This window comes from Formosa undariae, from assembly GCF_042427615.1.
Classification (GTDB): domain Bacteria; phylum Bacteroidota; class Bacteroidia; order Flavobacteriales; family Flavobacteriaceae; genus Formosa; species Formosa undariae.
This window is the reverse complement of sequence record NZ_JBHMEZ010000012.1, coordinates 807,321-819,496: the sequence shown is the minus strand read 5'-3', so window position 1 is coordinate 819,496 and position 12,176 is coordinate 807,321. Positions and strand designations below refer to the sequence as shown.

12 protein-coding genes are annotated in these 12,176 nt (G+C 32.2%); 7 read left to right on the top strand and 5 right to left on the bottom strand.

What is annotated here, in order from left to right; all coding sequences use genetic code 11:
- The first annotated feature begins 1 nt into the window (after position 1).
- From ACFFVB_RS14395 to ACFFVB_RS14365, 7 genes are all read left to right on the top strand, one after another.
- Positions 2–262, top strand: coding sequence for a hypothetical protein (locus ACFFVB_RS14395; protein ID WP_382383792.1), 261 nt, complete (start codon positions 2–4; stop codon positions 260–262).
- A gap of 69 nt (positions 263–331) precedes the next feature.
- Positions 332–1,159, top strand: coding sequence for an enoyl-ACP reductase FabI (locus ACFFVB_RS14390; protein ID WP_382383790.1), 828 nt, complete (start codon positions 332–334; stop codon positions 1,157–1,159).
- Between the two features lie 71 nt (positions 1,160–1,230).
- On the top strand, positions 1,231–2,235 hold the full coding sequence (locus tag ACFFVB_RS14385) for a glycosyltransferase family 2 protein (RefSeq protein ID WP_382383788.1): 1,005 nt from the start codon (positions 1,231–1,233) through the stop codon (positions 2,233–2,235).
- A 2-nt stretch (positions 2,236–2,237) separates the two neighbouring features.
- Entirely contained in the window at positions 2,238–3,200 is a 963-nt protein-coding gene (locus ACFFVB_RS14380; protein ID WP_382383786.1) for a CdaR family protein, read from the top strand.
- Positions 3,197–3,787 (top strand): dephospho-CoA kinase, encoded by a 591-nt coding sequence (gene coaE, locus ACFFVB_RS14375; RefSeq protein ID WP_382383784.1) that lies wholly within the window; start codon positions 3,197–3,199, stop codon positions 3,785–3,787. The genes ACFFVB_RS14380 and coaE overlap by 4 nt, the downstream gene beginning before the upstream one ends.
- A gap of 77 nt (positions 3,788–3,864) precedes the next feature.
- On the top strand, positions 3,865–5,439 hold the full coding sequence (locus ACFFVB_RS14370) for a sensor histidine kinase (RefSeq protein ID WP_382383783.1): 1,575 nt from the start codon (positions 3,865–3,867) through the stop codon (positions 5,437–5,439).
- A 5-nt stretch (positions 5,440–5,444) separates the two neighbouring features.
- A complete protein-coding gene (locus tag ACFFVB_RS14365; RefSeq protein ID WP_382383781.1) occupies positions 5,445–6,158 on the top strand; it encodes a response regulator transcription factor in 714 nt (237 codons plus the stop codon).
- Positions 6,159–6,299: 141 nt separating this feature from the next.
- Here the strand turns inward: ACFFVB_RS14365 and ACFFVB_RS14360 are convergent, their stop codons facing one another.
- From ACFFVB_RS14360 to ACFFVB_RS14340, 5 genes are all read right to left on the bottom strand, one after another.
- Positions 6,300–7,889 carry an aspartate:alanine exchanger family transporter gene (locus ACFFVB_RS14360; protein ID WP_382383779.1) on the bottom strand — a complete coding sequence of 530 codons (1,590 nt, stop codon included), beginning with the start codon at positions 7,887–7,889 and terminating at the stop codon, positions 6,300–6,302.
- 314 nt (positions 7,890–8,203) lie between these two features.
- Positions 8,204–9,112 (bottom strand): tRNA (adenosine(37)-N6)-dimethylallyltransferase MiaA, encoded by a 909-nt coding sequence (gene miaA, locus ACFFVB_RS14355; RefSeq protein ID WP_382383777.1) that lies wholly within the window; start codon positions 9,110–9,112, stop codon positions 8,204–8,206.
- 4 nt (positions 9,113–9,116) lie between these two features.
- A complete protein-coding gene (locus tag ACFFVB_RS14350; RefSeq protein ID WP_382383775.1) occupies positions 9,117–9,989 on the bottom strand; it encodes an ion transporter in 873 nt (290 codons plus the stop codon).
- A 67-nt stretch (positions 9,990–10,056) separates the two neighbouring features.
- Positions 10,057–11,433, bottom strand: a complete 1,377-nt coding sequence (locus ACFFVB_RS14345; protein ID WP_382383887.1) for an exonuclease domain-containing protein — start codon at positions 11,431–11,433, stop codon at positions 10,057–10,059.
- 17 nt (positions 11,434–11,450) lie between these two features.
- Positions 11,451–12,116, bottom strand: a complete 666-nt coding sequence (locus ACFFVB_RS14340) for a YggS family pyridoxal phosphate-dependent enzyme (RefSeq protein WP_382383773.1) — start codon at positions 12,114–12,116, stop codon at positions 11,451–11,453.
- Positions 12,117–12,176: the final 60 nt, after the last annotated feature.

Below are 12,176 nucleotides of genomic sequence, written 5' to 3'. Positions count from 1 at the left end.
GATGAAAGAGTCCTTCATGCTACTGTTTGTTTTTGGGTTATTTTTAACCTTTAGTAGTTGTGATGGCGATGATGAAGGCACTTGTAGTGGTATTTATTCTGAGGGAGAATGTATTCCTGATTTTGTATTCCCTCCGATAGATAGCGCCATAGAAGGGCAGAAGCTTTATCATAATACATATGGTATACTTGTTTATAGCAATGGGAATTGGGTTAGAGAAGACGCTACAATTATTACTAAAAATGAATTATTAATAGAATAAAAAGTTTTATTAACTTTGTTGATTCTAGGATTTAGTCCTAGGCAAAGTTAAATTTAGAATAAAAAAAATATGTCATACAATTTATTAAAGGGAAAAAGAGGAATCATTTTTGGAGCATTAGATGCAAATTCAATCGCTTGGAAAACTGCAGAACGTGTTCATGAAGAAGGAGGAACATTTGTTTTAACCAATGCACCTGTAGCAATGCGAATGGGGCAAATAAATGAATTGGCTGAAAAAACAGGATCTCAAATTATTCCTGCAGACGCGACTTCTGTAGAAGATTTACAAAATTTAGTTGAAAAATCTATGGAGATTTTAGGCGGAAAAATTGATTTCGTTTTACATTCAATCGGAATGTCAATTAACGTAAGAAAAGGAAACCACTATACAGATCAAAATTACGAATTCACAAAAAAAGGAACAGATGTTTCTGCAATGTCTTTTCATAAAGTAATGCAAACGCTTTACAAGGCAGATGCTATGAACGAATGGGGAAGTATTGTTGGTTTAACTTATATGGCAGCACAACGTGTGTTTCCAGATTATAACGACATGGCCGATAATAAAGCATATTTAGAAAGTGTTGCTCGTAGTTTTGGATATTTCTTCGGAAAAGATAAAAAAGTTAGAGTAAATACAATTTCTCAATCTCCAACGCCTACAACTGCAGGTAGTGGTGTTAAAGGGTTTGATGGTTTTATTGCTTATGCAGATAAAATGTCGCCACTTGGTAATGCTACAGCTTTAGATTGTGCTAATTACACGGTTACATTATTTAGTGATTTAACTAAACGTGTTACGTTGCAAAACTTGTATAATGATGGTGGATTTAGTAATATGGGAGTAAGTAACGAAGTTATGGAAGCCTTTGTAGAATCTGAAACTAAAGAATAACAGACTTCATAAAGTCTTTTAAAAGCCGCCTAAAAAGGTGGCTTTTTTTATGCATTTAATTACATTTGTGTATGCCATTACAGTATTCCTTTATTATTCCTGTATATAATCGTCCTGAGGAAACTGAGGAACTATTGCTGAGTTTTGTTAATCTAAAAACCACCTTAGATTTCGAAATTGTAATCATCGAAGATGGCTCCACCGAGACTTCAGAAATGGTTGTCGATGCCTTTAAAGACAGGTTAAATATTGCTTATTTTTTTAAAGAAAATTCAGGCCCTGGAGATTCTCGAAACTTCGGAATGACGCATGCTAAAGGTAATTATTTTATTATTTTAGATTCCGATTGTGTATTACCTTCAAATTATTTAAGTGAAGTAGATTTAAGTTTAAATGCAGTATACGTAGATTGTTTTGGTGGTCCAGATGCTGCAGATGCCTCATTTACTAAGTTACAGAAAGCAATCAATTTTTCGATGACGTCTTTTATTACTACCGGTGGTATTCGTGGAAGTAAAAATCAGATTGGAAAATTTCAGCCCAGAAGTTTTAATATGGGATTGTCTAAAGTTGCTTTCGAAGCGTCTCAAGGGTTTGGAACGATTCATCCTGGAGAAGATCCCGACTTATCGATAAGACTTTGGGCTTTAGGATTTAAAACCAAATTAATTGCAGATGCTTTTGTGTATCATAAGCGTCGTATTTCATGGTCTAAATTTTATAAACAGGTTTATAAATTTGGAATGGTTCGTCCTATTTTAAATTCATGGCATCCACACACAGCTAAAATTACATATTGGTTTCCAACACTATTTACTCTAGGCTTGGTAGTTTCCATTGTCGCTTATATATTTCAGTTTAAATGGTTTTTATTATGCTATCTTATGTATTTTATTTTGGCATTCTTTTTTGCATTAATACAATCTAAAAGTTTAGTAGTGGCTGTACTCGCGATACCAGCAATATTAATTCAGTTTGAAGGTTATGGTTATGGCTTCTTAAAATCGTTTGTCACTATTCAACTATTAAAAAAAGATGCAAAACTTGTGTTTCCAGAATTATTCTTTAAATTATAGAAATGAAAGATATTAAATCAAGGTTTTTAAGATTTGTTAGTAGTAAGAAAATAAATGTTTTTGCTCTATTTCTTGCATTGTCGTTTACTATTTTAATCCTAAATAAACTGTCTAGAACATTTACAAATACCATTACATTTTCTGTAACTATAGTAAATATTCCAGAAACGTTTGTGGTTTTAAATGATAGTAGTCAACAATTAAACGTGACTCTAAAGACATATGGTTTTAAGTTTTTAAGATACTATTTATCTAATCCTAGGTTAACTGTAGATTATGAGGATAAATTAAATCTAACCGATTCTACATTTTCATGGAATCAACAGCGATCGTATTCTAAAATTAACGATCAATTCGATAAAGATGTTGAGCTTATTAGTATTTCTCCGGATGTTTTGGAGTTTAAATACGATGAGAATGCAACGAAGGATATTCCTGTAGTTTTGAATAAAAGGATTCAATTTAGTCCAGGATACGATGTCTTAGACGGATTCACTATAACACCAGATACGATTCATGTTGTTGGCCCCGAAAAAATACTAAATGCATTAACCCAAATCGAAACGGTCCCTCTGGAGTTAACAGATGTGCATTTAAATATAAATCAATTTCTTAAATTAGAATTGCCTAAAAATAAGGATCATATTCAGTTTTCTCATAAAAGTGTGCGTTTAACGGCCAAAGTAGAAACGTTTACCGAAGGCGTATTTAATATTCCGGTGACTATAAAAAATGTCCCAAAAAACCTATCTTTAAAATATTATCCAAAATCAGTCTCTGTTTCTTATTATACAAATTTAAGTGGATTTAAAGACGTTCTGGAAAAGGACTTTAAAGTCGAATGCGATTACGAAAAGCATTTAGACAATCAGTCGTATTTAGTACCGGAACTTGTTGCAAAACCAGGGACAGTTAAAAGTGCGAAAATTATTCAGCAAAAAATAGAATTTATAATTACAGAATGATAGTTGTTGGTATCACTGGGGGTATTGGTAGCGGTAAATCTACCGTAGCAAGAGCGTTTCATAAAACGTACGGGATTCCCATGTACATTTCGGATGACGAAGCCAAATTACTTATGGTGCAATCTCCAGAGATAAAATCGGAATTAATTTCATTGTTTGGAGAAGACACGTATAAAGAGGGTGTTTTAAATAAACCGTTTATTTCGGATGCTATTTTTAACGATAAAGAACTGTTGGAAAAGATGAATGCGATAGTACACCCCAGAGTAGCTTCACATTTTAAAACTTGGGTTAGCCAACAGAATTCTGCGTATATTTTAAAAGAATCTGCGATTTTGTTTGAAAGCCGTGCCGATACGTCTTGCGATTTTATTATTACGGTGACTTTAGATAAAGCGACTAAGATCGAGCGTATCTTAAAACGCGATAATACCACTGTCGAAAAGATAGAATCTATAATGAATAAGCAGTGGGACGATGCTAAAAGAATATCAAAATCTGACTTCGTTATTGTGAATGATACGATGTCCCATATGCAAGACCAAGTAGATGAAATTCACAACACAATACTTAATAAAATTAAATAAAAGAGCAATTTTAACAAATTTGTTAATGTAAGGTTAAATGTTAAAAAAGCTAAATGTTAAAATGTTAATTTTGAACGATGAGTAAAAAATTGTTTATATTGTTAGTGATACTAATGAGCCTATCGCTAATAGGTATCATCTTTGTACAAGCACGATATATTAAAAATGCGGTTGAGAACGAAGAGAAACAATTTACGTTTAATGTAAAGAAGGCATTAAGCTATGTGTCTGAAGATATTGAACAACGCGAATTAAATACATATTATAAAAAGTATCAACGATATATAAATCAAAAAAAAGAACCAGATAGTGTCTCAATTACGGAACTTTTATTTAGTATACAAAACGAAAGTACAGATGAAACTTTAATTTACAGAAGTGGAATTTTAGAAGAGAACTATAAGTTGTCGTCTTCGATCTTTGACATAGGTTTAGATAGCATTAATATTACTCGGTTAATAGGTAAGGCTGAAACTAAAATTTATAGTAATAAAAGTATTATAGAAAACAATGTTAATGTAACCCCGGTTTTAAGTATTTCTAAAATGGGACGATTTAATGAAGCTGAAAAGCAAATTTTTGAAGAAACATTTAAAGTTTCAAGTAGTAGAACACCAATTTATAAGCGTGTTAAAAAGGAAGAAATAAAAAGGTTGTTAACCAAGAAACTTCATGAAGATAATATAGATATCGATTATGAATTTGCTATATATAGTAACGATTTAGCGACTAAAGTGCAAAGTGATGCCTTTGAATTGAAAGATGATAAAACTTTTAGTGTTCCTATTTTTCCAAATGAAAATAGCCAGAACAACTTTAGATTATTGGTCAATTTCCCAGAAGGAAAGAAGTTTATCATGTCGTCTATAGTGGTTATGACATTGTTATCTTTCTTATTTACTTCTATTATAATTATTGCATATACGAGTGCTTTATATCAATTGGTAAAACAACGTAAGATTTCAGAAATTAAGAATGATTTCATTAATAATATGACGCATGAGTTTAAAACACCTATTGCAACTATTAATTTGGCATTGGATGCGATAAAGAATCCGAAGATAATAGATGATAAGGAAAAGGTGATGCGTTATCTTAAGATGATAAAAGAGGAGAATAAACGTATGCATGCACACGTTGAAAATGTATTAAGAATATCTAAGCTAGAAAAAAATGAGCTAAATATTAGTAAGGATAGTGCAGATTTACACGACTTAGTACATGATGCAATTACGCACATCGAATTAATAGTAGAAGATAGACAAGGCTTTATACATTTACATTTAGATGCCGAAAAATCTTCAGTATTAGCGAGTGAGACTCACTTTACAAATGTTATAGTTAATATGTTAGATAATGCTATAAAATACTCTCCAGAGGCACCAAAAATAGATGTGTACACAGAGACGGTAGGAAATAGTATATTATTAAAAATAAAAGACCAAGGTAGCGGAATGAGCAAAGCCGCACAAAAACGAGTTTTTGAAAAGTTTTATAGAGAACACACAGGAAACATACATAATGTGAAAGGTCATGGTCTAGGCCTTGCATATGTAAAACGAATAGTAGATGATCATCAAGGTCATATTTCGGTGGAAAGTGAAAAAGGAAAAGGAAGTACATTTATTGTTAAACTTCCATTAATATCTTAAAAGTTATGAGCGAGCAACATAAGAAAATATTATTAGTAGAGGATGATCCAAATTTTGGAACCGTACTTAAAGATTATTTAATGATGAACGATTACGAGGTAACCCATGCTAAAAATGGTATGGAAGGTTTCGAAAAGTTTAAAAAGGACGATTTCGATTTATGTATCCTAGATGTAATGATGCCTTATAAGGATGGGTTTACTCTAGCTAAAGAAATCAGAGAAAAAAACACAGAAGTGCCTATTATTTTTTTAACAGCGAAAGCGATGAAAGAAGATGTATTAAGAGGTTATAAAGTTGGTGCAGACGACTATTTAAACAAGCCTTTTGATAGTGAAGTACTATTAATGAAGATTCATGCTATTATACAGCGTAAAGCTTCGGAAACAGTTACGGATAGTAAGCAATTCGAATTTAAGATTGGTAATTTCGATTTAAATTCGAAACTAAGATTCTTAAAATTAAATGGTGAGGATCCTATAAAATTATCTCCTAAAGAAAACGAATTATTACGTTTGTTAGCTTTACATGAGAATGATTTAATGCCTAGAGAATTGGCGTTGACTAAGATTTGGAGAGATGATAACTATTTTACATCTAGAAGTATGGATGTGTACATTGCCAAATTAAGAAAGTATTTAAAAGGTGATGAAAATGTAGAAATATTAAACATTCACGGTGAAGGTTTCCGTTTGGTAGTAAACAGTCAAAATGGATAATCTGTATTAAATATAACAAAAAAATCCAGCTATTAGCTGGATTTTTTTATGCGTAAAAGTTATGTGTTTTACATTTTTGAAACTATAATGCTATTGCTCTTTTTAAGACGTTAATAGGACATTCTAAAAGTTCGATTTAACCTATAATAACAATCCTAAGATTTGTGCACAGATAATTAAAAGGACCATGGCAATAGGATACACTGTGGCGTAAGCAACCGAAGGTGCATCTGTTTTAGTCATAGTGTCTACTGCTGCTAATCCAGGCGTACTAGTCATTGAGCCTGTTAAGGTTCCTAATAATGTTAATGTATTTATTTTAAAGAATATGCGTGCTATTATTGTGGCGACAAGCATCGGAACAAATGTAATAAGCCCCCCAATTAAGAATAATTTAATACCATACAGCATATACGTTTCTACAAGCGTTGCTCCAGCTTTAGTACCTACAACAGCTAAGAATAACATTAAACCAAATTGTCGTAATAACTGGTTTGAATTTCCACTCATTACCCAAAGAATATTTCCTGTTTTCCCTATTCTACCTAAAACCATCGCTACAATTAGAATACCTCCAGTTAATCCTAAATTAAAGGTAAAAGCATCCCCAAAAGAAATCGATACGCCTCCCACAAGAATACCTATAACAATACCTAAAGCAAGTGGGAAAAAGTCTGTGTCTGAAAGTTTACTTTTATTATCGCCAATAAGATTGGATATTTGCGACACACCGCTCTTCTGACTAGAAATCATTAGTTTATCACCAATTTGAAGTCTTAAAGTGCTGTTTGGAGATAAATCTATACCACTTCTTCTAATTCTAGTAATCGTGGCATTAAAATTATCTTTTAGATTTAATTCTCCTAAGGTTTTATTAACTAAAGACGTTTTAGTCATTAAATACGATTGTACAACAAAATCTTCTCCTAAAGATATTTCTACATCAGCTCTAGGGCCAATAAGTAACTCTACGCGTTTTAAAGCTTCTTCTGTACCAACTACGCGTATATAATCACCTTTATGTAATATAGAATCTTTTCGAGGAACAAAAGCCTTGTTGTTGTGTTTTATTCTAGAAACAACACCTTTGGTCATAGATCTAATTTGAAGCTCTTCTATCGTTTTACCAATAGCACCTATATTATCTACTTTAAATGTACTTCTAACAATTGTATCGAAGTGACCATGTGCCTTTGCTTCGTAACTATCTTCTTCTTTTGTTAAATTAATTCTGAATATTTTTGGGTATAATTTTACAAATAAAATAACGCCAATAACTCCAAACGGATAAGCGATACCGTAACCAATAGATGCTAAAGGCGATTGTGTAACATCAATAGCTGTAGCTAAACCAGGTGTACTTGTTAAAGCGCCTGCCATTAAACCAATAGCAATAGACTTATCGATACCCATAAATTGAATAGATAAGAAAGTAATAAATGCTGCAGTAAATACAACTAAAGCCGATATAATAACAAGATTCTTACCGTTCTCTCTAAACGATTCGAAGAAACCAGGACCTGCCTGCAGACCAATGGTGTAAATAAATAAAATTAATCCGATTTTTTGTAAAATATCCGGTAGCTCAACTCCTAAATGTCCAAAAAGTAAGGCGACAAAAATAATAGCAGAGACGTCTAACGAAATCCCTTTTATTTTTATATTACCGATTATAAAACCGATACAAATAATTAAAAAAAGAGCTAAATAGGTGGCGTTTAAAAATTCCATTGGTTTAATTTAAATAAGGTGCAAAATTAGTTATTATAAAAAATATAGTACATGACTTTTATCATTATCTATTAGATAAAACAGGCAATATAAAATTTAAGGATTGAGATTTATAAAAGCGTATATTTTTATATGAATCGAAAATATAATGTGATATATATCTAAATCAGTGCTAATTTAAGTCTTTTTATCCGTCCTTTAAATTAATGAAAGCGTATATCTTTATAATTGGTGAATGTTTAGTAAACGTCGGTTATTTAAGAGAAAACACATTATTTTGAAGCTCGAAGTACACTAATTTTAAATTTATAGGTTTAAAACTTTTTTTCTAGATCTTGAATTATGGTTTCGATTGATGTTTCGTAATCAAACCATAACGTCTCTTCATTCCTTTTAAACCAAGTGAGTTGGCGCTTTGCAAAACGTCTTGAGTTTTTCTTAATTTCTGAAATTGCAAAATCTAGTGTATATTCTCCGTTTAAGTAATTGAAAAGCTCCTTATAGCCAACGGTATTTAAAGCGTTTAAATGCTGCTTGTTTTCAAGTTGTTTTACCTCTTCTAGAAGACCTTGTGCCATCATGATATCGACACGTCTATTTATACGGTCGTAAATAATCTCACGATCTGCTTTTAGTCCAATAGTAATGGTCTTAAACGGACGGTTGTCTTTGTTTTTATTTAAAAAAGAAGAATAGGGTTGCCCTGTACCGATACATATTTCTAAGGCTCTAATTACACGATGTGGATTATCTATAGCAATAGTCTCAAAAGACTTTGGGTCCAGTTGCTTTAATTGATCTTGCAAGGCTTGTAAACCATCTGCATCTAATTGCGCATTTAAAGCTGTTCTTATATTATAATCAACTTTTGGGAAATCGTCTAAACCGCGAGTTACTGCATCTACATATAATCCAGAACCACCTACCATGATTGCTGTATTGTGTGATTCAAATAAACGATCTAAAGATTGAATGGCCTCTTTTTCGAAAGTCCCAACATTATAAACGTCTTCAATAGATTTGTTGTGAATAAAATGATGAGGAGCTTGGGCTAATTCATCAGTTGTTGGAGCCGCGGTACCAATTTGCATTTCTTTGAAAAACTGCCTTGAATCTGCAGAAATTATTTCGGTATTAAAATGCTTTGCAAGTTTAATACTTAGTGCTGTTTTACCAATTGCTGTTGGTCCAACTATAGATATAAGGTAGTGATTTTTATCCAAAATTTTAATTATTATGAAGTGGTTCGCCGCAATTATAACAATTTTGTGCGCCATCTCTATGATCGCTTTTTAGGCAATTAGAACACGATTGAGAATTTAAACGTACTTTTTTTGTTTCAGGTTGTTCCGATGTCGAATTTTTGTTGCTATTTCCCTGACTAGAATATTCGGCAGAAACAATTCCTGTAGGTACTGCAATAATGCCATAACCTAAAATCATTATTATCGATGCGATAAATTGTCCAAAAGGTGTTTGTGGTGCAATATCTCCAAAACCAACAGTGGTAAGGGTTACGATACACCAATATACACTTTTAGGAATGTTGGCAAATCCTTCATTTTTATCCCCTTCAATTAAATACATAATGGTTCCTAAAATGACAGCTAAAATGACAACAGCAAACAGAAAAACCGAAATTTTTGCACGGCTAGCTTTTAGTGCAGTCGTTAAATTGTTAGAAGCTCCTAAAAATCGAGCTAATTTTAAAATTCTAAAAACACGCAGTAATCGCAATGCTCTTAAGGCTACTAAAGCGTGTGTTCCAACAAAAATTATAGACAGATACTTTGGAGCTGTAGATAGTAAATCGATAACCCCATAAAAGCTAAATATATATTTAAACGGTTTTTTTACAGTAATAATTCGGGCAATATATTCTAGGGTAAAAAGCACCGTTATAGTCCATTCTGAAATATTTAAAAAACTATGATATTTTACATCTATGGATTCGACACTTTCTAGCATAACCAAAAGTATACTGGCAATAATAGCTATAAGTAATATGATATCGAATAACTTTCCTGCCGGCGTATCCGCTTCATAAATAATTTCATGCAACTGCGTTTTCCAGTTTTTATCTCGTTTTGGTTCAATCATAAGATCAAAAGTAAGAAAAGTAAGTTTGTTTTTCTTAAATAAATGGAGTTAGCCTAAAATATAGATTTTAAGCAGGAAGCTGAATAATTTTGAGTTTTTTATGACTCCGTAAATAACTCTGAATAATATGTTGGGAATCTCTATTGTTTTCCATCTTGGTAATAATAGATTCTAACACTTTAATATTATTAATTTGATAGTTAAGATTGAAGAATCCTAAACCTTCAAATTGTCCATCTTTAATGTAAATCGCACTGCGCTCTTCAATTTCTCGACCACGATCTACAATAATCATATTTTTATGAGCATAACTGTTTTTCTCTATAAGTTCTTGAACACGCAAGTTGTATTCTTCTGGAGATTCTTCAGTTATACATGCACCATGACATGTTCTTAAGCCGTAATTAAAACAAGGCTTCTCTGCATTTACAGTAGATAATCCTGTTAATTGTAAGCATAGATTATAAGCTTCAACATTATGCTCTATAAAATGATGTGCACTTTGTTTATTGCTAAATGTTGTAATGGATTTCTTGCGTCCATCGGCAACATCAATCTTTAAATTTATATAACCATTTTTATCCTTAAAAGCATAAAGCGCATGGGTGTAATGTGTGCGTTTTCTGGCTCTATTATAAATTGGTTTTAGACGCTTTATTTCTTCATTTTCTTTAAGCAGGGCCACCAATTCACTTCCAGTTTCTTCGTAAGTCACTGCGGTAACATGAAGTTGTATTTTCTTAGATTTAGAATTTGGAGCTGTGAAATGCTGATTAACGCGACGTTTTATATTTCTGCTTTTTCCAATATAAATAATGTCTCCACCTTCTTTATGCATATAATACACACCTGTAATAGCAGGAAGTTCTTCGACAATATCTATTAGCTTTCTATCTAATTTTTTTGGATTATGACCTTCCTTTATAGAGGATTGAATGATTTGTTTGGTCGTATCTTTTGTTTGCAGTAATTTGAATAATTTCACCGTTGCCAAAGCATCTCCGTTTGCACGATGTCTATCGGTTACAGGAATACCAAGGGATCTGACTAATTTTCCTAGGCTGTATGATGGCTGATCAGGAATTAAATCTTTTGATAATTCTACAGTACAAAGTGTATTGCGTTTATAATCGTAACCTAAACGGTTAAATTCTGTACGCAGAATACGGTAATCAAATTCCGAGTTGTGTGCAACAATTATACAGTCTTTGGTAATTTCAATAATGCGTTTTGCAACCTCGTAAAACTTCGGTGCATTTTTTAGCATATTGTTATTGATTCCTGTAAGTTTAACTACAAACGGTTGAATATTTCGTTCTGGGTTTACTAAAGTAATAAATTGATCTACAACGGTGTGACCGTCGTATTTATGAATAGCAATTTCGGTAATGCCTTCTTCATTAAATTTACCACCTGTGGTCTCTATGTCTAAAATTGCGTAAATAATATACTCTTAAAAAATTAATAATTACGTACTCCAAAAATACTACTTCCAATACGCACCATCGTGCTTCCGCAACCTATGGCTAATTGATAATCACCACTCATACCCATCGAAATGGTTTTAAATTGAGCAGGATTAGTATGCAGTACTTTTAAGGTATTAAAGGTAGTTTTTAATTGGGTAAATTCAGATTTTATTTGTGATTCATTCTCGGTGAATGTTGCCATGCCCATAATACCCACTATATTAACATGTGCTAATTCTGAAAACGCGTCAGATTTTAGGATTTCAATCGCTTCAGCTTCATGCATTCCAAATTTGGATTCTTCATCTGCAATTTTAATCTGAAGCAAACAATCTATAATGCGATCGTGTTTCTTGGCTTGCTTGTTTATTTCATTCAATAATTTTTCATTTTCAACACCATGAATCAAGTTTACAAACGATGCCATGTATTTGACTTTATTTCGCTGTACATGACCAATCATGTGCCACTCAATATCTTTTGGTAATAGCTCATGTTTTTCGGCCATTTCCTGAATTTTGTTTTCACCAAAAATACGTTGACCAGCATCGTAAGCCTCTTGCAAATCGCTAACAGGTTTAGTTTTAGAAACAGCTACAAGAGTTACATTTTCAGGTAGTGTTTCTTTAATATGTTTTAAATTTTGTTGAATTGACATAGTGAGTAATTATGCGTTTAAAATGTGTAAATGAATGGCTTCTTGATCTCGTATTTAATT

Coding starts and splice junctions, on each gene's coding strand:
- ACFFVB_RS14395 (WP_382383792.1), top strand. CDS start 2: ATGAAAGAGTCCTTCATGCTACTGTTTGTTTTTGGGTTATTTTTAACC.
- ACFFVB_RS14390 (WP_382383790.1), top strand. CDS start 332: ATGTCATACAATTTATTAAAGGGAAAAAGAGGAATCATTTTTGGAGCA.
- ACFFVB_RS14385 (WP_382383788.1), top strand. CDS start 1,231: ATGCCATTACAGTATTCCTTTATTATTCCTGTATATAATCGTCCTGAG.
- ACFFVB_RS14380 (WP_382383786.1), top strand. CDS start 2,238: ATGAAAGATATTAAATCAAGGTTTTTAAGATTTGTTAGTAGTAAGAAA.
- coaE (WP_382383784.1), top strand. CDS start 3,197: ATGATAGTTGTTGGTATCACTGGGGGTATTGGTAGCGGTAAATCTACC.
- ACFFVB_RS14370 (WP_382383783.1), top strand. CDS start 3,865: ATGAGTAAAAAATTGTTTATATTGTTAGTGATACTAATGAGCCTATCG.
- ACFFVB_RS14365 (WP_382383781.1), top strand. CDS start 5,445: ATGAGCGAGCAACATAAGAAAATATTATTAGTAGAGGATGATCCAAAT.
- ACFFVB_RS14360 (WP_382383779.1), bottom strand. CDS start 7,889: ATGGAATTTTTAAACGCCACCTATTTAGCTCTTTTTTTAATTATTTGT.
- ACFFVB_RS14350 (WP_382383775.1), bottom strand. CDS start 9,989: ATGATTGAACCAAAACGAGATAAAAACTGGAAAACGCAGTTGCATGAA.
- ACFFVB_RS14340 (WP_382383773.1), bottom strand. CDS start 12,116: ATGTCAATTCAACAAAATTTAAAACATATTAAAGAAACACTACCTGAA.